This is a genomic window from Micromonospora sp. NPDC047527 (assembly GCF_040643015.1).
Taxonomy (GTDB): domain Bacteria; phylum Actinomycetota; class Actinomycetes; order Mycobacteriales; family Micromonosporaceae; genus Micromonospora.
Window position 1 is genome coordinate 1,365,871 of the sequence record NZ_JBEYTK010000001.1, and the last position, 18,900, is coordinate 1,384,770.

Annotated in this window: 18 protein-coding genes and 1 pseudogene; 3 read left to right on the forward strand and 16 right to left on the reverse strand. The window is 70.6% G+C overall.

The features are described from left to right. Positions 1 to 184: 184 nt before the first annotated feature. Positions 185 to 976: a GntR family transcriptional regulator gene (locus ABZ808_RS06000; RefSeq protein WP_357002786.1), complete on the forward strand. Its 792-nt coding sequence runs from the start codon at positions 185 to 187 to the stop codon at positions 974 to 976. A 778-nt stretch (positions 977 to 1,754) separates the two neighbouring features. Here the strand turns inward: ABZ808_RS06000 and mshC are convergent. From mshC to ABZ808_RS06080, 16 genes and pseudogenes are all read right to left on the reverse strand, one after another. Continuing rightward, positions 1,755 to 2,993 (reverse strand): cysteine--1-D-myo-inosityl 2-amino-2-deoxy-alpha-D-glucopyranoside ligase, encoded by a 1,239-nt coding sequence (mshC, locus tag ABZ808_RS06005; RefSeq protein ID WP_357001509.1) that lies wholly within the window; start codon positions 2,991 to 2,993, stop codon positions 1,755 to 1,757. A 66-nt stretch (positions 2,994 to 3,059) separates the two neighbouring features. After that, positions 3,060 to 3,878 (reverse strand): SCO1664 family protein, encoded by an 819-nt coding sequence (locus ABZ808_RS06010; RefSeq protein WP_357001511.1) that lies wholly within the window; start codon positions 3,876 to 3,878, stop codon positions 3,060 to 3,062. Continuing rightward, entirely contained in the window at positions 3,875 to 4,456 is a 582-nt protein-coding gene (locus ABZ808_RS06015; RefSeq protein WP_357001514.1) for a DUF3090 domain-containing protein, read from the reverse strand. The genes ABZ808_RS06010 and ABZ808_RS06015 overlap by 4 nt, the downstream gene beginning before the upstream one ends. Positions 4,457 to 4,714: 258 nt before the next feature. Further along, positions 4,715 to 5,419 (reverse strand): MSMEG_4193 family putative phosphomutase, encoded by a 705-nt coding sequence (locus ABZ808_RS06020; protein ID WP_357001517.1) that lies wholly within the window; start codon positions 5,417 to 5,419, stop codon positions 4,715 to 4,717. A gap of 37 nt (positions 5,420 to 5,456) precedes the next feature. Further along, positions 5,457 to 7,133 (reverse strand): ammonium transporter, encoded by a 1,677-nt coding sequence (locus ABZ808_RS06025; RefSeq protein WP_357001519.1) that lies wholly within the window; start codon positions 7,131 to 7,133, stop codon positions 5,457 to 5,459. A 26-nt stretch (positions 7,134 to 7,159) separates the two neighbouring features. Then, positions 7,160 to 8,185 carry an urea transporter gene (gene yut, locus ABZ808_RS06030; RefSeq protein WP_357001522.1) on the reverse strand — a complete coding sequence of 342 codons (1,026 nt, stop codon included), beginning with the start codon at positions 8,183 to 8,185 and terminating at the stop codon, positions 7,160 to 7,162. Positions 8,186 to 8,203: 18 nt separating this feature from the next. Beyond that, on the reverse strand, positions 8,204 to 9,121 hold the full coding sequence (locus tag ABZ808_RS06035; protein ID WP_357001525.1) for an urease accessory protein UreD: 918 nt from the start codon (positions 9,119 to 9,121) through the stop codon (positions 8,204 to 8,206). Next, complete coding sequence (ureG, locus tag ABZ808_RS06040; RefSeq protein WP_357001528.1) at positions 9,118 to 9,747, reverse strand: urease accessory protein UreG; 630 nt, start codon at positions 9,745 to 9,747, stop codon at positions 9,118 to 9,120. Before ureG ends, ABZ808_RS06035 begins: the two co-directional genes overlap by 4 nt. Positions 9,748 to 9,805: 58 nt before the next feature. After that, on the reverse strand, positions 9,806 to 10,483 hold the full coding sequence (locus tag ABZ808_RS06045) for an urease accessory protein UreF (RefSeq protein ID WP_357001531.1): 678 nt from the start codon (positions 10,481 to 10,483) through the stop codon (positions 9,806 to 9,808). Between the two features lie 21 nt (positions 10,484 to 10,504). Beyond that, positions 10,505 to 11,068, reverse strand: a complete 564-nt coding sequence (gene ureE / locus ABZ808_RS06050) for an urease accessory protein UreE (protein ID WP_357001534.1) — start codon at positions 11,066 to 11,068, stop codon at positions 10,505 to 10,507. 63 nt (positions 11,069 to 11,131) lie between these two features. Continuing rightward, positions 11,132 to 12,850, reverse strand: a complete 1,719-nt coding sequence (locus ABZ808_RS06055; protein WP_357001537.1) for an urease subunit alpha — start codon at positions 12,848 to 12,850, stop codon at positions 11,132 to 11,134. Positions 12,851 to 13,025: 175 nt separating this feature from the next. After that, positions 13,026 to 13,361: pseudogene (locus tag ABZ808_RS06060) on the reverse strand (urease subunit beta); the annotation flags it as partial. 42 nt (positions 13,362 to 13,403) lie between these two features. Beyond that, positions 13,404 to 13,706 carry an urease subunit gamma gene (locus ABZ808_RS06065; RefSeq protein ID WP_357001540.1) on the reverse strand — a complete coding sequence of 101 codons (303 nt, stop codon included), beginning with the start codon at positions 13,704 to 13,706 and terminating at the stop codon, positions 13,404 to 13,406. Between the two features lie 206 nt (positions 13,707 to 13,912). Next, complete coding sequence (locus tag ABZ808_RS06070) at positions 13,913 to 15,358, reverse strand: sugar porter family MFS transporter (protein WP_357001543.1); 1,446 nt, start codon at positions 15,356 to 15,358, stop codon at positions 13,913 to 13,915. A gap of 180 nt (positions 15,359 to 15,538) precedes the next feature. Continuing rightward, positions 15,539 to 16,375: an undecaprenyl-diphosphate phosphatase gene (locus ABZ808_RS06075; protein WP_357001545.1), complete on the reverse strand. Its 837-nt coding sequence runs from the start codon at positions 16,373 to 16,375 to the stop codon at positions 15,539 to 15,541. After that, on the reverse strand, positions 16,372 to 17,424 hold the full coding sequence (locus tag ABZ808_RS06080) for an LLM class F420-dependent oxidoreductase (protein WP_357001548.1): 1,053 nt from the start codon (positions 17,422 to 17,424) through the stop codon (positions 16,372 to 16,374). Before ABZ808_RS06080 ends, ABZ808_RS06075 begins: the two co-directional genes overlap by 4 nt. Positions 17,425 to 17,612: 188 nt before the next feature. Here ABZ808_RS06080 and ABZ808_RS06085 point away from each other — a divergent pair, with 188 nt between their 5' ends. Next, positions 17,613 to 18,584, forward strand: coding sequence for an aldo/keto reductase (locus ABZ808_RS06085; protein WP_357001550.1), 972 nt, complete (start codon positions 17,613 to 17,615; stop codon positions 18,582 to 18,584). 88 nt (positions 18,585 to 18,672) lie between these two features. Beyond that, the gene (locus ABZ808_RS06090; RefSeq protein WP_053655860.1) at positions 18,673 to 18,864 is read left to right on the forward strand and encodes a DUF5703 family protein; all 192 of its coding nucleotides are present in this window, start codon (positions 18,673 to 18,675) and stop codon (positions 18,862 to 18,864) included. Positions 18,865 to 18,900: the final 36 nt, after the last annotated feature.

Sequence of the window (18,900 nt, forward strand, 5' to 3'; positions counted from 1 at the left end):
CGCCTCCCTCCCGTCGAGTACGGGCCTCGGACCTTGAGTCCGGGGCCCGTACCCGTTCTTGGCGGTCCCGTTCTTGCGTCGTGGTCCTGTTTTCGCTTCGTGGTCTTGTTTTGGCGTGTCTGGGGTGGCGGCGTCACGCCCGCTGAGGCATCCTAGGAACCTAGCTGTGATCAAGGAGGCGGATGTGCAGATCAACCCCGGGGCCGCCGAGTTCCCGCACCGGCAGATCGCCGCGCAGCTCAAGGCCCAGGTCCGCCGCGGCGACTGGGCGCCGGGCGAGCGGCTGCCGTCCATCCCGGCCATCGCCGAGATGTTCGGCGTCGCCAAGCAGACCGTGCAGCGCGCCGTCGACCAGCTGCGGGTCGAGGGCATCCTGATCACCAAACCCGGCTCCGGTACGTACGTCCGGGGCACCCGACGCCGACTCAACCGGCTCTCCCGAGGCCGGTACGGCGGCTTCCGCGGCTACCACACCGACCTGGCCGCCCGGTACCGTCAGCAACTCGTCTCGGTCAGCCGCGCCCCCGCCCCCGCCGAGGTAGCCGACGCGTTCGGGGTGCCCGACGGCACCGATCTGCTCTGCCGCCGCCACCTCGTACGCACCGACGACTCCCCCGTCGAGGTAGGCGCCTCCTGGTTCCTGCCCACCGACACCGCCGGCACCTCGCTGGAGCGCGCCGAGGCGTTCGGACGGCCGCTCTATCAGGAAGCCGAGGAAGCCACCGGGCGGCGGTACGTCTCGGCCGCCGACACGATCAGCGCCCGCCAGCCGAGCCGGGAGGAGGCCGAGACCCTCCAGATCCGGCCCGACACCCCGGTGCTGCACCTGCTGCACGTCGCGTACGACGCCCACCGCAAGCCGATCGAGGTCGCCCAGGCCACCTGGCCCGGCCCCATGACCACCCTGACCGAGGAGTACAAGATCCCCGCCCCAACCTCGGACCCCGACCCCAACCCAGGCTTGGTCCTAGGCTGATTTCCCGCGTCCTGCCCCGCACTCCGCGCCCCCGTGCGCCCCGCCCCGTGCGCCAGCACTCCGAGTGCCCCGCGCCCCTGCCCACCAGCACTTCGCACCCCCACACGCCCCGCGCACCAGCGCTCCGGGCGCCCTGCACCCCTGCACCCCCAGCATTCAGGGTGCCCCGCGCCCCTGCACCCCGGCGCCACCAGCACTCCGCACCCGGGGCGCCCTGCGCACCTCGTAGGAGTTCGAGGGCGAGCGGCACCGGGCACCGGGCACCGGGCACCGGGCACCGGGCACCGGGCACCGGGCACCGGGCACCGGTCGATCATGGAGTAGTGGTGGCCGTTGTGTGGTGTTCTGCACCTTTCGTCGGGCACCACAACTCCATGATCGACGGGGCTCCGGGTCTTGACGCACCCGCACTCCCGCGATCTTGCAGTTTCTGTCCTGACAAAAGGTGCGGAGCGGCCCATACCGCCGACCGAAAGTGCAAGGTCGACGGGGCGAGGTGCGGGCGAGGCACGCGGGACGCTGCTCGACCGGCTCTGTCTTGCTCGCCCCGCGCACCTAGCACTGCGCCGCCTGCGCCGGGCACGGGGGCGAGCAGGGCACGGGGCGAGCAGGGCCGAGCGAGCAGGGCCGAGCGAGCAGGGCGGGGCGAGCAGGGCCGAGCGAGCAGGGCGGGGCGAGCAGGGCGGGGCGGGGCCGAGCAGGGCCGGGTGGGGTGGGGCGGAGCGAGGAGAGCGGCAGCGGCGGGGCCGAGCAGCGTGGGCGCGCAGGGCGGGACGGATTAGAGGCGGATGCCTAGGAGGGCGTCCACCGTGTTCGCGAAGAGGGCCGGGGCGGCCGGGTCATCCGTTGCGCCGGCGAGGGTCGCGTCGGCCCAGCGGTCGGCCACCGCCAGGGCACCGGGAGTGTCCAGGTCGTCGGCGAGGCGCTCGCGTACCCCGGCCAGCAGTTCGGCCCCGGACGGCCCGGCGGGCGCGGCGGCGGCCTGCCGCCAACGGGCCAGGCGTTCCTGCGCGACGGTCAGCACGTCGTTGGTCCAGGTGCGGTCGCTGCGGTAGTGCCCGGAGATCAGCGCCAACCGGACCGCCATCGGGTCGACCTTGTCGGCGCGCAACCGGGACACGAAGACCAGGTTGCCGCGGGACTTCGACATCTTCTCGCCGTCCAGGCCGATCATGCCGGCGTGCACGTAGTGCTGAGCGAACGGCGCCTGGCCGGTGAGCCGCTCGGCGTGCGCGGCGGACGCCTCGTGGTGCGGGAACAGCAGGTCGTTGCCGCCGCCCTGCACGTCGATGCGGTCGCCGAGCAGGTTCAACGCGATGACCGCGCACTCGATGTGCCAGCCCGGGCGGCCCGGCCCCAGCTCGCCGCCGGGCCAGGACGGCTCACCCTCGCGGGCTCCACGCCACAGCAGCGGGTCCAGCGGGTCGCGCTTGCCGGCCCGGTCCGGGTCGCCGCCGTTGATCGGGAAGATCTCCAGCATCTGCTCCCGGGTCAGGTTCGACTCATAGCCGAACCGGCCGGTGGCGGAGATGTCGAAGTAGATGTCGCCGGTGCCGTCGTCGAGCCGGTACCCGGCCCCGTCCTTGACCAGCACCTCGACCTTGTCGGCGATGTCCGGGATCGACTCGACGGCGCCCACGTAGTGGTCCGGCGGGATGATCCGCAACGCCTCCATGTCCTCCCGGAACAGCGCCGTCTCGCGCATCGCCAGGACCACCCAGTCCTCGCCGTCGCGGTCGGCCCGCTCCAGCAGCGGATCGTCGATGTCGGTGACGTTCTGTACATAGCGCACCGGACGGCCGGCGTCGCGCCACATCCGCTGCACGAGGTCGAACGTGATCATGGTGGCGGCGTGGCCGAGGTGGGTGGCGTCGTACGGGGTGATGCCGCAGACGTACATGCTGCCCGCGTCGACCGGATCGCTCGGGTGGATACCCTGCCGTGCCGAGTCGTACAACGCCAGCGGCTCGCCCCTGCCCGGCAGCCGTGGCACCTCGTGTCCCGCCCAAGACTCCATGGCCTCAGCCTAGCCAGCCAGTCGGCGCCCTCGGGCCGCCCTACCGGTGATCAAGATGACAGTGACTCACATGGGTGGCCAGGGCACGGCCGGCCAATCCTCGGGCGGCTGCGGGAACCGCCCGGTCTCGCGCAGACCGTCGATGCGGGCGGCCAACTCGGCGATCTCGCTGATCGTCAGGTGGTCGGCCAGCTCCGCGCCGAGCGCGCCGGCGACCTGCCCGGCCAGCCCGTCCAGCATCTCCACGGCGTCCGGCGGCAGCTGCCGGCCGGCCCAGCCCCACAGCACCGTGCGCAGCTTGGCCTCGACATGGAAGCTCACCCCGTGGTCCACGCCGTAGATCCGGTCGTCCGCGCCGACCAGCACGTGACCGCCCTTACGGTCCGCATTGTTGATCACCGCGTCGAGCACCGCCAGGCGGGCCAGTCGCGGGTCGTCGGCGTGAGCGAGGGCGTACGCGGCGCCGTCGTCGTCGCGGGCCGCCGCGATCGGGAACCAGCGCGGCGGCAACTCCTCGGCGGGCACGAAACCGACAAGCGGCGCGGCGTCCTCCGGCTCGTCGATCCAGAGCTGGCAGGAGCCCGGCCCGAACGGGCCGTCCCGCAGCACGGTGGGCGGCACCAGGCCCCAGCCGGTGGCCCGGGAGACCAGGTACGCCGAGACCTCCCGGCCAGCCAGGGTGCCGTCGGGGAAGTCCCACAGCGGGCGCTCGCCGCGAATCGGCTTGTAGACGCAGCGGGCCGTGGCGCCGTCGAGGGTCAGGATGCCGCGCAGGGTCGTGTTCGACGCGTCGACGAGCCGCCCCTCCAGGTCGAGCGTGCCGTCGCGCAACAACCGCAGCGCGGCGTCGCCGTCCTGGCGGGGCTGCAGGCCGGACGAGGTCACCGGTGGTAACCGTTGTGCCGCGGGCACAGGTGCCCGGCGGGATCCAACGGTTGGCCGCACAGCGGGCACGGCGGCCGGCCCGCGTTCACCACGCGCCGAGCCCGCTCGATGAACTGGCGGGTGGCCTGCGGGGTGAGCCGGACCCGGAGCCGGTCCAGGTCCTCGTCCGGCTCGTCGTCGTCATCGTCGTCGGAGTCGTCGTCCTCGTCGTCCAACTCGACCTCGGGCTCCACCTCGCCGGCGGCGATCGCCTCGATCACCACGGTCGCGGTGTCCACGTCGAAGGCCAGGCCGAGTGTCCCGACCCGGAACTCCTCGTCGACCGGCGTGTCCAGTGGCTCGTTGTCGCCCACCACCGGCGCCAGCTCGGGCAGGTCCACCCCGAAGCGACGCTGCGCCTCGGTGAGCAGCTCTTCCAGCTTCTCGGCGAGCAGGGTCACCTGGACCTTCTCCAGCGCGACGCTGACCAGCCTGCCGCCGCCACGGGCCTGCAGGAAGAACGTGCGCTCCCCCGGCGGCCCGACAGTCCCGGCGACGAACCGCTCCGGCGGTTCGAAGGCGTGCACCTGGTGGGTCATACCCACGACCCTATCCGGCCCGTCATCGCGTTGCGCACCCCACCGACCCGAATCGCCGCACGGGCGGCGCGCCCGGCGTACCAGGGGTTGCAGCCGGGCGTGGCGGGCACGCGGACGCCCGCCGGCCCGCCGAACCGGGCGGTCGCGGCCCCCGGCCCAGCACAGAATGCTGCCCCCGGCCCCGAGCTGTGCCGGGGCCTCCGCCCGGCAGGGTGCGCGGCTCCTGCCCGGGGCGGTGACGCGGTCTCGTGACGCGGCTCACGGGGTCGCGCCGGCCCCGCCGCCGACGGCGGCGTCGGAGTCGGCCGCGCGGGTCGCCCGCCGGCGCCGCTTGCGCGGCGGCGGCACCAGCGCGGCCAGGTCGCCGCCGGTGTCGTTGAGCCGCACCAGGAACGGCCGCAGCGGCGTGAACCGGATCGCGGTCACCGACGCCGGGTCGGCCACGATCCGCTGAAAAAGATCCAGGTGTACGCCGAGCGCGTCCGCCACGATCGCCTTGATCACGTCACCGTGGCTGCACGCCAGCCAGACCGCCTCGGGCCCGTGCTCGGCGCTGACCCGGGCGTCCCACGAGCGCACCGCCGCCACGGCACGCGCTGCCATCGCCGCCATCGCCTCGCCGTCGGGGAAGACCGCCGCGCTCGGGCGCTGCTGGACCACCGGCCAGAGCGGCTCCTTGGCGAGCTTCTTGAGCGGCTGCCCCTCCCAGCTGCCGTAGTCGCACTCGATCAACCCCTGCTCCACTGTCGGGGTGGCCTGCGGCAGCGCCAACTCCAGGGTCTGCCGGCAGCGGATCAACGGGCTGGTCACCACCGCCGCGAGCGGCACCGCCCGCAGCCGTTCGCCGACGGCGGTCGCCTGGGCCCGGCCCGTGTCGTCCAACTCGACGGGCTGGTGGCCGGCCAGCCCGCCGTCCGCGTTCGCGGTGGTCCGGCCGTGTCGCAGAAGCAGAAGGGTCGCCACGGGATCACCCTATGACCTGCCCTCGGCCGGGGTCGGGTCAGCGTAGGTCCGTCGCGGGCTGGACGTCCTGCACGAAGCTGTCCGACCGGTCGGCGCCGTACTGGCCGAGCACGTCCAGCACGGCCGGCACCGCCGCGTACGCCGCCACGACCTCGACCCGGGCGCGGTCCAGGAGGTCCTGGTCCAGCCAGTACCCACGGGGCAGCGCGCGGGCGGCGGGCTGGGCGGTGGAGACGGTGGCGTCGAAGACGACGATGGAGGTGGCGCCCGCGGCGAGCAGGGCTTCCCGGAGTTCCCGGGTGGTCGGCAGCCGCGCCGGATCCACCGTCGCGCTGACGAGTCGGACCCGCTGCGGCGACTGACCGGGTTGGGTGGGTCGGGCTGGCGGGGCGGCGGGGCGGTCGTGTCCCGTCCTGCGGCGCTCGGGCGCGCCCGAGCCGTTGAGGCCGGCGACGCCGCCCAGGTGGTACGCGTCGGCGCCCTGCTGGGCGTGGTCGAGGTTGTCCTGCGTGTCGGCCGGGGCACGGAGGCCGATGACCGACTGCACGCCGGCGGCGATCAGCCACGTGACCACGAAGGAGAAGATCACCACGCAGACCACGCCGGCGAACTGGTGCCAGAGCAGGGATCCGCCTCCGCCGAAGAAGAGGCCGTCCTTGCCGAGCGGGTTGGTGCCACTGTTGCCGAAGAAGCCGACCAGCAGCGAGCCGAGCATGCCGCCGACGAAGTGGACCGCGAGGACGTCCAGCGCGTCGTCGAGGCGCAGCAGGTACTTCAACCGCAGCGCGGTGTGGCAGACGATGCCGGCGATCGCGCCGATGGCGATGGCGGAGAGCGTGTTGACGTACCCGGCGGCGGGGGTGATCGTCGCGAGGCCCGCGACGGCGCCGGAGACGCCGCCCACGACGGTGCTGTGGCCGTCCTTGGCCCGTTCGGCCACCAGCCAGACGAGCATGCCGGCGGCCGCCGCGAGGTGGGTGTTGATCACCGCTTGGGCGGCGATCCCGTTGGCCTGGAGGCCGTCGCCGCCGTTGAAGCCGAACCACCCGAACCAGAGGATGCCGGCGCCGAGGATGGTCAGCGGGATCGAGTTGGGCGGGGCGGCGGTATTCGGCCAGCCACGGCGACGGCCGACCACCAGCAGGGTGGCCAGGACGGCGGCGCCCGCCGAGGCGTGCACCACCATCCCGCCGGCCCAGTCCTGGGTGCCGAACCGGGCCAGCCAGCCGTCGGGGTGCCAGAGCCAGTGCGCGATCGGCGCGTAGACCACGATGGACCAGATCGCCAGGAACACGACCCACCCGAGGAACTTCAGCCGGCCGGCCGTGGCGCCGGTGATCAACGCGGGGGTGATCACCGCGAACATCATCTGGTACGCGACGAACGCCAGGGTGGGAATGGTCACCTGCCCGGCGACGACGTGCAGGTGGGGTGCGGGTGGCACCCGGAGGTCGGTGAGCCCGAACAGCTCGAAGTTGCCGAGCAGGCCGCTGCCGGCGTCGTCGCCGAACGCGATGGTGTATCCCACCAGCACCCAGGTCAGGCTGACGACGCCCAGCGCGATCATGTTCTGCTGCAACATGGCGAGCACGTTGCGGGTGCGGACCATCCCGCCGTAGAAGACGGCCAGGCCGGGCGTCATGAACAACACCAGGCCGGTGCAGACGAGCACCCAGGCGGTGTCGCCCGAGTTCACCGCTTCCTGAGCGAGCATGGGAGCTCACCTCTCCTCTCGGTACGTCAGACGGTGTGCCGCACCGCGGAGACGACGGACTCCTTGACGCGTTCGTGGTTGGGCACCGGCGCGAAGTGCCGTTTGGGCAGCAGCAGCAACCAGGTGGCGATGTTGAACGGCCCGGTCAGCACGGGGATGCCCAGCGGGGTGAGGACGGTCGCCAGGGCCATCTGGACGAAGAGCGTCAACGCGATTCCGAAGAGCGTGTAGACGGTCACCAGCGCGCCGGGGCGGTGCAGCACCGCGCCCACGGCGATCGCCGTCAACACCGCGTTGAAGCCGAAGAGGCCCTTGTCCAGGGAGGACGCGTCCGCGCCGAACCAGAGCGCCAGCAGGGTCGCGCCGACGGCGCCGATCACCGCGAAGAGCGCCGACCAGCGGGAGTTGACCAGCAGCGCGAGCAGGATGATCAACCCGGTGACCCAGCTGTCGATCAGGAAGACCTGGGACACCCCGCGCAGGAAGGTGGGGATCAGGTCCCAGTCGAAGCGGCCACCGGTCACCTGCCCCTCGCCGGGGAACATCGGCTTCAGCTTGGTGAGCACGGTGAACCGGTCGAACTGGTAGGCGGCCATCAGCAGCACCCAGGTGGTCAGCACGAACGGCATGGTGAACGCGGTCAGGCCCCAGGTCTTGAAGATCGCGTTCAGGGCCAGGGTGACCACCGTCGTGGCGATCGCGCCGAGCACCAGGTAGAGCCACATCAGTGGCCGGTCGTCGAGGAACGTCGGGACGGCGATGCCGGTCAGGAACGGGCTGAAGCCGAACAGTCCCTTGCGCAACGAGGCGTCGTCGACCCGGAGGACGACGGCCGTGGCGGTGCCGACGACCAGACCGAGGACCGCTCCCCCGAAGATCCGTGGTTGGCCGTTCTCGAACGCCCCCCAGGCGACCGCGATGAGAACGAGCAGGCCGGTGAGCGGGTTGTTCTGTAGGACGACCTGCGCGGGCCCGCGCAGGCAGGCGTCGACGAACGCGATCAACGGGTTGCGGTCACTCAGCCTGTCCCATTGGCGCACCGCTGCGGTCACGGCCGTCTCCTCGCTATCTCATCGCCAGCTGAAGGCCGGCGGGAAGGTCCGGCCGGTCACCTCTTCGCGGGCGGCCACGCAGAAGGCGCGGACCGCGGCGCGGACCGGCTCGGTCTCCTGACCCAGGACCTTGAAGATGAGCCCCGCGTCGTTCGGCAGCCGACTGACGGCGCTGGCAAGGGGGGTCTGCTCGTCCCAGACCGGTGTCGACGTCCGGTCGAAGACCCGTGCCGCCCGGTCGGGGTCGGTGAGCAGCACGACGTTGCCGAAGATGTGGAAGCGGTCCATGACACCGACCCGCGCCACGTCGAACTGCCCCGGGGCCGCCACGAATTTCTCCACGAACAGTTGCCGACCGTCGGGGCGCTCGCCGCGCAGTGAGGAGGAGTAGAGGTCGTAGGCGAAGAGTTCGCCGTCGCGGTAGTACTTGCGGCCGGGTTGCAGGACCTCGGCGTAGAGCATGGTGGCGCTCTCCGCGAGCCGCACCCGGGTGTCGGTGACGAACCGGCTGGCCCGGTACGGGATCACCGGCTCCGGGAGGTATTCGAGGTAGGTCTCCTCGGCCAGGGTGAACGTCTGGATCTGCGAGCCGTAGTTCGCGTCCATCTCCTGGATCTTGGTGGCGGACTGGGTCACCAGGTGCGCCTGGCTGCCGGGGGCCAGGGAGACGTCCATCCGCAGGCGGTCGCCCTGGAGCACACCGCCGGAGGTGGTGAGGATCATGACGCAGGGCAGCTCGGGCATCTCCTCGTCCCAGTAGAGCGCCCGTTGGACCAGCAGCGGTGACTGCCGGTAGAGATCGCGCAGGATCGTCCGGTCCCCACGCCGCTCGAACCCGAGGCGCAGGATGCCGACCTTGCCGTTGGACGCGGCGGGCAGCTGGGCCGGTTGGTCCTGGTACGGCTCCAGCTCCCGCGCACTGTCCAGTGTGATCATGCGACCACTTCGGCGTCGAAGAGCGCGTTGCGGCGGATCAGCGAGACGAGCTCGTCGATGCCCTCGCCGGTCTTGCAGTTGGTGAACACGACCGGCTTGCCGTTGCGCATCATGTCCGCGTCGCGCGCCATGACACCGAGGTCGGCGTCCACGTACGGCGCCAGATCGGTCTTGTTGATCACGAGGATGTCGGACTTGGAGATCCCCGGGCCGTTCTTGCGCGGGATCTTGTCTCCGGCGGCGACGTCGATGACGTAGATGAAGTAGTCGACCAGGGCGGGGCTGAACGTCAGGGTGAGGTTGTCGCCGCCGCTCTCGATGAGGACCACGTCGGTGTCCGGGAACCGGGACTCCATGTCCTCCACCGCGGCCAGGTTCATGCTCGGGTCCTCGCGTACGGCCGTGTGCGGGCAGGCCCCGGTCTCCACACCGAGGATCCGTTCCTCGACCAGGACGCCGGTCAGGGCGCGTCGGACGTGCTTGGCGTCCTCCGTGGTGACGACGTCGTTGGTGATCACCAGGACCCGCAGTCCGTTGTCCACGAAACGGGGCACGACAGCCTCGATGATCGCGGTCTTGCCGCTGCCCACCGGGCCGCCGACGCCGATACGACTTGCCGACTTCATGCTGTGACCAGTCCTTCTGGGAGACGTTTCAGGTGCGAAAGATGTGGATGTTCGGCGCTCAGCTCATGAACATCCGCACGTGGACGTGCTGGTGCGCGGCGGACAGGACGTCGAGGTGCGGCCCGAAGGTCTGCATGTCCTCCAGGTCCGCCGTGCGGATGTCCTGGTAGTCGTCGGTGACCTTCTCGTTGACCGCGAAGAGGATCGACTGTGCGTCGAGGTGGTCGACCCGCATCAGCCGGATCGCGGCGCTGAGCACCGTCGACGCCGCGCCGTACTGGTGGGCCGCGAAGGCGTCCTCCTCGGGCACCCCGAGGTCGGCGAAGACCACCCCGAGCGCGACCGGATAGGTGACCGGCGCGCCGGCCACGGACTCGCTGAGCCGCTTCTTGAGCAGCGTCTCACCGACGATCCGGGTCGCGGCTTCGGCCAGCTTGCGCCCCATCCGTACGGACATGATCCGCATCTCTTCGTTGATCTTGCGCTGGTGGACGGCCTCGTCCGCACACCGGATCCGGTCCAGGTCACCGGCGGTGGCGGCACGGTGCCCGACGAGCAGGGCGACACCGTCCCCGGTGGCGGCGAGCCGGGTGACCGTCCGGACGTAGTCCTGAAGGGTCGTCCGGTCGTGGACGACGCCGTGCTCGACGGCCATCTCCAGGCCGCTGGAGAAGGAGAAGGCACCGACCGGGAAGACCGAGTCGCCGAACTGCAACAGCTTCAGGGTTTCGGGCATGGTACGCACTCCGGCCCCCGCTCAGTTGAGGTCGGCGGGCAGATGGGAGTGCGGCGTCGAGTCGGCGCCACCGAACAACCGCCGCGACTCGTGCGGCGCGAGATACGCGATGATCTCGGTGCCGGGGACGAACTCGTGGGTGATCCCGGTGAACGCGTGCGTCCGCATCACCGAGTCCATGACCTTGCGGTCCACGGTCAGCGGGACGTACATCTTGGTGCCCTTGACCACGGCCGGCCAGTGCTGGTTGCCGATGGCGTGACCGAGTTCGACGGCCGAGCGGATCAGCAGTTCGGCCGACTCGCCGCGCAACTGGTCGAGGTGGACCACCATCACCTCGCCCAACTGCACCCGGGCCACCACCGCCGTGGCGGTCAGGTCGTCCCAGGCGAGGACGTCACCGTCGCGCAGCCGGACGCCACGCGCGAGCGCGACCGACAGCTCCGCGCCGTTACTGGTCATCTTGCGGATGCGGCTCTTCTGGGCGTCCCACTGGTCGAGGACCAGGTCGTCGATGCGCGCTTCCTTCAGCCGGAGCGTCCAGTCCGGCTCGTTCATGTTGCCCAGCACCGTCTCGACGAGCACGGGCCTCTCCTATCGGTCGGTGTGTGCCGGGGACCGGGCAGGTGCGCCACGGTCCCGGCGGTGTCAGCTGAAGAAGTAGAGCTGGCCCAGGGGCAGGTTCCGGGCCGGCGGCACGGTCGCGTGGACGCCGTCCATCGTCACGGCGAAGGTCTCCGGGTCGACCTCGAGCTTGGGGGTCCGGTCGTTGCGGACCATGTCGCGCTTGGTGAGACTCCGGGTCCGGTACACCGGCATGACCTGCCGTTGCAGGCCCAACTGCTCGGCGATGCCCGCCTCGTGCGCGGCGCGGGACACGAAGGTCACGCAGTTGCGGGCGAGCTGGCTGCCCATCGCGCCGAAGGACGGCCGGTAGTAGACCGGCTGCGGTGTCGGCAGCGAGGCGTTCGGGTCGCCCATGATCGACCAGGCGATCATGCCGCCCTTGAGGACCAGCTTCGGCTTAGTACCGAAGAAGGCCGGCTCCCAGAGCACCAGGTCGGCCATCTTGCCCGGTGTCACCGACCCCAGCACGTGCGAGATCCCCTGGGTGATCGCCGGGTTGATGGTCATCTTGGCGACGTATCGCAGCACCCGGAAGTTGTCGTTGGCGCTGGAGTCCTCGGCGAGCTTGCCGCGCACGATCTTCATCTGCCCGGCGAGCTGGATGGTCCGCAGCCACGTCTCGCCGACGCGTCCCATCGCCTGCGAGTCGCTCTGCATCATCGAGATGACGCCCTCGTCGAGCAGGACGTCCTCGGCCGCGATCGTCTCGGTCCGGATCCGGCTCTCGACGAAGGCCACGTCGGAGGGGACCTTGGGGTTGAAGTTGTGGCAAACCATGATCATGTCGTACAGCTCGGACTGGCTGTTGATGCCGTACGGCACCGTCGGCGTGGTCGAGCTCGGCAGCACGTTCATCTGGCTGGCGACCTTGATGACGTCCGGCGCGTGCCCACCGCCGGCACCCTCCGTGTGGAAGGTGTGGATCGTCCGGCCCTCGAACGCCGCGACGGAGTCCTCCAGGTAGCCGCTCTCGTTAAGGGTGTCCGTGTGGATGCTGACCTGCACGTCGAACTCGTCGGCGACGTCCAGGCAGGCGCGGATCACCGCGGGCGGCGAACCCCAGTCCTCATGGATCTTGAAGCTCGGCGCGCCGGCCATGATCTGCTCGACCAGGGGGGCGCGACCGGTGCTGTTGCCCTTCGCCATCAGTCCGATGTTGATCGGGATGCTCTCGAAGGCCCGCATCATCGCCTGGATGTTCCACGGGCCGGGGGTGATGGTGACGCCGTTTGTGCTGTCCGTCGGGCCGGTGCCGCCACCCCAGAGGGTGGTCACGCCGTTGCTCAGGGCCGCCTGCGCCTGGAACGGCGTCACCAGGTGCACGTGCGTGTCGATGCCGCCGGCGGTCAGGATGAGGTGCTCACCGGAGATGGCCTCGGTGCCCGGCCCGGTGATCAACTCGGGGGTGACCCCGTCCATGATGTTCGGGTTGCCGGCCTTGCCGATGCCGGCGATCTTGCCGTTCTTGACCCCGACGTCGGCCTTGACCACACCGAGGATCGCGTCGACGACGGTCACGTTCGTGATGACCAGGTCCAGGCCACCCTCGGCGTTGGTGTACTGGTTGTGCACGCCCATGCCGTCGCGCAGCGTCTTGCCACCGCCGTACATGACCTCGTCGCCGAGGACGCGCAGGTCCTTCTCGATCTCGATGTAGAGGTCGGTGTCACCCAACCGGATCTGGTCGCCCGTCGTGGGGCCGTACATTCCGGCATACTCTTGCCGCGAAATCTGGCTCATCGAATCATCTCTCCTGCCCGAGGCTGGCAGCCCTTCGGGAATAGTCGATCTACTGCTTCTTGCCCTTGGGGTTGTCCTGCTGCTCCGGGTCGAACTTGAAGCCGCGGGTCTTGGCGTTGTGGATCGCCTCGGTCCGGTCCGGCCGGTAGCTCGGCGCCGACTGGCTGCCGGTCCACCCCTGCACCAGTCCGTTGAACCCGTACACGCGTTGCAGCCCGCCGAAGGGGACGAGCTGCACCGTCTTCTTGTCGCCCGGCTCGAAGCGGATGGAGGTCGTCGCCGGGATGTTCAACCGCTTACCGAAGGCCGCCTCACGATCGAAGGCGAGCATTCGGTTGGTCTCGAAGAAGTGGAAGTGTGAGCCGACCTGGATCGGCCGGTCACCGGTGTTCTGGACGACGATCTCCGTCACCGGTCGACCCTCGTTCAACTCCAGCGGCTGGTCGCTGAGGATGTAGCCGCCGATGGGTCGGAGGTGCTTGGAGTTGGGTCCGGGATGCTGCTTGGTCATTTCTGCTCCGCCTTCCTGGAGACCGCGAATGCGCTGGTACGCCTACTGGATCGGTGAGTGCACGGTGACCAGTCGCGAGCCGTCGGTGAACACCGCCTCGACCTGGAGCATCGGCAGCATGTCCGGCACGCCTGGCATCACGTCGTCGACGCCCAGGACGCTGCGGGAGTCGTTCATGACCTCTTCGACGGTCTTGCCCTCCCGGGCCCCCTCCAGGGCCGCGGCACAGATCACCGCGACAGCCTCGGGGTGGTTCAGCTTGATCCCCCGGGCCTTGCGGGCGTTGGCGACCATGGCCATCGAGAGGATCGTCAGCTTGTCGAATTCCTTCGGTGTCAGATGCACTGTCCTGGTCCTTCATGACTGTCGTTGGGGAGCCGCCAGCCGGGGGGCTCGCCGTGGGAGCGCGGCCAGAACGCGGCTAAAAGCGGGCGATCCGGCTACATGCCTTAATCGGTATGTTTCACGGCAAACCGTACGCTTTTGACCTGCGCCCCGAGTCAGATTTCGGGAAGTGACGGCAACGATCGGACCGCCGCGGCGGCCATCGCTCACCGGGAGCCGCCGCCCGCGCGGTGCGGGTGCTGGGCGCGGCTGTCGGTCTGCCACATCTGCTGGATCTGTTCGAGGGTCTTGCCCTTGGTCTCCGGCAGGTACCGCCAGACGAACAGGAACCCGAGCACGCAGGTGCCGGCGAACAGCGCGAACACGCCGGAGCGCCCCAGGGTGCTGAGCATGGTCAGGAAGAACTGCGTGACGAGGTACTCGGTGCCCCAGTGGGTGGCCGAGGCGATCGCCACGCACCGACCCCGGATGCGACCCGGGAAGATCTCGTTGATGACGGTCCAGGCGGTCGGGCCGATCGACATCGCGTAGAACGCCACGAACATGACCACACCGATCAGCAGGAAGATGCCCGCGTCGCTGGGGTGGTGCCCCGTCGCCCCGGCCGACCCGGCTCCCGGAGGCATCTTCGCGAAGCTGACGCTGACCACCACGAGCGAGACCGCCATGCCGAGCAGCCCCACCAGCAGCAGCGGACGGCGGCCGAGCCGATCCAGGAAGGCGACCGCGACCAGCGTGAACAGCGAGTCGACCCCGCCGATCGCCCAGGTGGTCGCGGCCAACTGCTCACCCGGGGTGTGGAAGCCCGCGGCCGAGAAGATCTCATCGGCGTAGTAGATGATCCCGTTGATGCCGGTCAACTGCTGGAACAGGGCCAGACCCACCCCGAGCACCAGCGGACGTCGCCACTCGTGCGAGAGCACCTCCCGCCAGCCCGCCTTCCCGGCCGAGAGGCTCTGGTCGATGGCGTCCATCCGGTGGGAGACCTTCTGCTCCGGCACGGTCGCCCGCAGCGACGCCTCGGCCCGGCGCTTGTCCCCCCGCCCGAAATACCAGACGGCCGAGTCGGGGATCACGGTGGTGACCAGGGCGAGGGCCAATCCCAGCAGCGCGGCCGCCGCCAGCAGGTAACGCCACGAGGTGCCCGCCTCGAACAGTTCGTCGGCGAGATAGCCGACGAAGATCGCTAACGTGGTGGAGAACTGGTAGATCGCCAGAAGGCTGCCCCGGATCCGTTCCGGCGCGGCCTCCGCCGCGTACATCGGGCCGGCTACCGAGGCCACCCCGATGCCCAGCCCCAGGATCAACCGGGCACCGAACATGACCCCGATCACCGGCGCGAACGCCTGCACGATCGTGCCCACCGCGAACGTGACGGCGGCGACCCGCAGCGCCCCCCGGCGCCCGATCCGGTCCGCGAGGTGACCGCCGAGCAGCGCACCCACCAGCGCGCCCGGGGTCACCCAGCTCGCCGCGATCTCGACGGCGAACGTGTCCGCGTGGAAGGTCTGGCGGATGTCGCGCAGCGCCCCGCTGATGACGCCCTGGTCGTAGCCGAAGAACGCGCCGGAGAGCACGACGATCGAGACGACCGCGACGAGGTTGCGTCTCGGCGGCCTCCCCCGCCCGCGCTTCGCGCCGCTGGCGGTCACGGCCGGCCCCTTTCCCCGCGCGCTGTAGGCGGATCTCGTGCGAGATGCCAACCCGACAGGAAGAGACTAGGGGCGCAATGTCTGCATTGTAGGGAATGCTCCGAATGCGATGTGCCGGTACGTGAACCGGCCCCCGACACCCACAGCGCGGGGGTCGAGGGCCGGCGAGGCGCGGACGGATCAGGTGGCGCTGATCGTGCCGGTCAGCAGCAGCGCGAGGACCAGAGTGCCCAGCGCGACCCGGTACAGCACGAAGACGTACAGGGTGTGGTGGGCGACGTAGCGCAGCAGCCAGGCGATGGCCGCGTAGCCAATGCCGAAGGCGAGCACCGTCGCCACGATCATCTGCGCCACCGAGGGCGCCGACGTGCCCGGGGCGGACGGCTCGAAGACGTCCCCGAGGCTGAACACACCGGACATCACCACCGCCGGGATGGCCAGCAGGAACGAGTACCGCGCCGCCGCCTCTCGGGTCAGGTTGAGCAACAGACCGGCGGTGAGCGTGCCGCCGGAGCGGGACACCCCCGGGATCAGCGCCATGGCCTGGGCGAGACCCATCACCACGCCGTCCTTCATCCGGAAGTTCACCAACGTCCGGGTCTGCCGCCCCCAGTACTCGGCGAACGCCAGCACGAACGCGAACACGATCAGGGTGGTCGCCACCACCCACAGGTTGCGCCCGACCGTCTTGATCTGGTCCTTGAAGAGGAAACCGAACAGCCCGATCGGGATCGAGCCGACGATCACGTACCAGCCCATCCGGTAGTCGAGGCTGGAACGGACCGAGGAGTCCCTGATGCCGACCAGCCACGTCCGGGTGATCCGCCAGATGTCCTTGGCGAAATAGATCAGCACGGCCGCCTCGGTGCCGAGCTGGGTGACCGCGGTGAACGACGCCCCGGCGTCACGGTCGAAGAAGATCGCCGAGGTGATCCGCAGATGCCCCGACGAACTGACCGGCAGGAACTCGGTCAGCCCCTGGACGATGCCCAGGACGATGGCCTCGACCCAGGTCACTCGCCGACTCCCGAGAGGTCCAGTGCCTCGGCGACGGTCCGCAGGGTCTGCACGCCGCTGTCCCGGTCGGCCACGAACAGGGTCACCGACAGCGTGGTGACACCGGCCGCGGCGTAGTCGCGCATCCGCTCGGCGATGCGCTCCTTGGGGCCGAGCAGCGAGGTGCGGTCGATGAACTCCATCGGCACCGCGGCGGCCGCGTCCCGCTGTCGCTTGGCCAGGTACAGGTCCTGCACCTCGCGGGCGGCGTCGCCGTAGCCCATCCGGGTCGCGAGCTGGTTGTAGAAGTTCTGCTGGCGGCTGCCCATCCCGCCGACGTAGAGCGCGGCGTACCAGCGCACCAGCTCGGCGCAGGAGGCCACGTCGTCGCCGACCACCACCGGCACCGAGGGCACCACGTCGAAGCCGGCCAGCTCCTTGCCGACCTTGGCCCGCCCGGCGGCGACCGCGGTGAGGTGCTCGTCGGCGTACTCCGGGGCGTAGAACACGGCCAGCCAGCCGTCGGCGATCTCGCCGGCCAGCTCCAGGTTCTTCGGGCCGACCGCGGCCAGATAGATCGGGATGTGCTCGCGGGGCGGGTGGAAGCCCAGCCGCAACGCCTTGCCGGGGCCGTCGGGCAGCGGCAGCGTGTAGTGCTCGCCGTCGTATGCCACCTCCTTGCGGGCGATGGCCAGCTTGACGATGTCGACGAACTCGCGGGTCCGGCCCAGGGGCTTGGCGAAGCGCACGCCGTGCCAGCCCTCGGAGACCTGTGGGCCGGACACGCCGAGGCCGAGCCGGAACCGGCCGCCGGAGAGCGCGTCGATCGTGGCGGCGGTCATCGCGGTGGCCGCCGGCGTACGGGCCGGGATCTGCATCACCGCGGCGCCCACGTCGATCCGTTCGGTCTGACCGGCCATCCAGGCGAGCATGCTGGGCGAGTCGGAGCCGTAGGCCTCCGCCGCCCACACCACCGAGTAGCCGAGCCGGTCCGCTTCCTGGGCCAGTGCCAGGTGATCGGCCGGTGTGCTCCACGCTGTCTGGTATCCGAGGCTTAGCCCGAGTCGCACTGGTCCTCCCCCATCCGTGGCACAGGTCGCACCAGGTTACGCAATGCCGCTTACGGACCCGATCACCGGCTCACCGCCAAATGATCCCCCGCCGGTGGAGGCACCCGACGCAGGCGGAACCGACAGAACCGGCAGAGTTGACGGGAGCGAGGATATCCGTGGCGGCAGGTTCGAAATAAGGTTCACCCATGCAACAGAGACCGCTCGGCCGAAGCGGGCTGGCGGTTTCGCGGCTCGCGCTCGGCACCATGACCTGGGGTCGGGACACCGACGCCGACGATGCGGCCGCCCAACTGAAGAGTTACCTCGACGCGGGCGGCAACCTGATCGACACCGCCGACGTGTACGGCGACGGCGACGCCGAGTCGGTGATCGGGTCGCTGCTGGGCACCCTCGTGCCCCGCGACGATTTGTTGATCGCCACCAAGGCCGGGTTGCGCCCGGGCAGCGGGCGCCGCCGCGACGGCTCCCGAGGCCACCTGCTGCGCACCCTGGACGCGTCGCTGCGCCGGCTCGGCACCGACCACGTCGACCTGTTCCAGGTGCACGGGTACGACCCGGACACCCCCCTCGAGGAGACCCTGGCCGCGCTGGACCACGCGGTGGCCAGTGGCAAGGTCCGCTACGTCGGGGTGTCGAACTTCGCCGGCTGGCAGACCGCGCGGGCCGCCGCCTGGCAGACCGCCTGGCCGGGCCGCGCGCCGGTGGTCGCCGCCCAGGTGGAATATTCGCTGCTGGAGCGGGGCGTGGAGCGGGAGGTGCTGCCCGCGTGCGGCGCGCTCGGCCTCGGCGTCCTGCCCTGGTCACCGCTGGGTCGAGGGGTGCTCACCGGCAAGTACCGGCACGGCCGGCCGGCCGACTCCCGGGCCGCCTCGCCGCACTTCGAGCGGTTCGTCGCGACGTACCTGGAGCCGCGGTGCTCCAGCATCGTGGAGGCGGTGGCGACCGCGGCGGGCGGCCTGGGCGTGTCGCCGCTGGAGGTGGCGCTGGCCTGGATCCGGGACCGCCCCGGGGTGACCGCGCCGATCCTCGGCGCCCGGACGGTCGGGCAACTGCTGGGTGCCCTCCAGGTGGAGCGGATCACCCTTCCCGAGGAGATCACCACGGCGCTCGACGACGTCTCCGCCGTGCCGGTGGGCTACCCGGAGCGCGACGGCTGACCGGTCGAGCGCCGACGGGCCCGGGCAGCGGCGTCGGTCACCCCCGAGGGGGTGGCGAACAGCCGCTGGGCTGGGCAGCATGGGTGGCATGGACTACGAATACGCGCCGCTGCGGCTGCCGCCGAACGTCGACCGGTTGACCGCCGCGGCGCAGTTGGCGATCCAGGCGGAGTTCTCCGGATGGGAGTTGGCCCGGGTGCGGTTGTTCCGCGACGGGACGCGGCAGGTGGTGCTCCGCCGTCGGCGGGTCAACCAGCCGCAGCCCGGCCTGTCGTACTGACGCGGCCGGACGGGGCGACGGGGCACCGGGGTCCCA

Bases quoted from the DNA above. Each gene is read 5' to 3' on its own strand.
- mshC (WP_357001509.1), bottom strand. From the start codon at position 2,993: ATGGAGTCTTGGGCGGGACACGAGGTGCCACGGCTGCCGGGCAGGGGC.
- ABZ808_RS06015 (WP_357001514.1), bottom strand. From the start codon at position 4,456: ATGACCCACCAGGTGCACGCCTTCGAACCGCCGGAGCGGTTCGTCGCC.
- ABZ808_RS06025 (WP_357001519.1), bottom strand. From the start codon at position 7,133: ATGCTCGCTCAGGAAGCGGTGAACTCGGGCGACACCGCCTGGGTGCTC.
- ABZ808_RS06035 (WP_357001525.1), bottom strand. From the start codon at position 9,121: ATGATCACACTGGACAGTGCGCGGGAGCTGGAGCCGTACCAGGACCAA.
- ureG (WP_357001528.1), bottom strand. From the start codon at position 9,747: ATGAAGTCGGCAAGTCGTATCGGCGTCGGCGGCCCGGTGGGCAGCGGC.
- ABZ808_RS06045 (WP_357001531.1), bottom strand. From the start codon at position 10,483: ATGCCCGAAACCCTGAAGCTGTTGCAGTTCGGCGACTCGGTCTTCCCG.
- ABZ808_RS06055 (WP_357001537.1), bottom strand. From the start codon at position 12,850: ATGAGCCAGATTTCGCGGCAAGAGTATGCCGGAATGTACGGCCCCACG.
- ABZ808_RS06085 (WP_357001550.1), top strand. From the start codon at position 17,613: ATGCAACAGAGACCGCTCGGCCGAAGCGGGCTGGCGGTTTCGCGGCTC.
- ABZ808_RS06090 (WP_053655860.1), top strand. From the start codon at position 18,673: ATGGACTACGAATACGCGCCGCTGCGGCTGCCGCCGAACGTCGACCGG.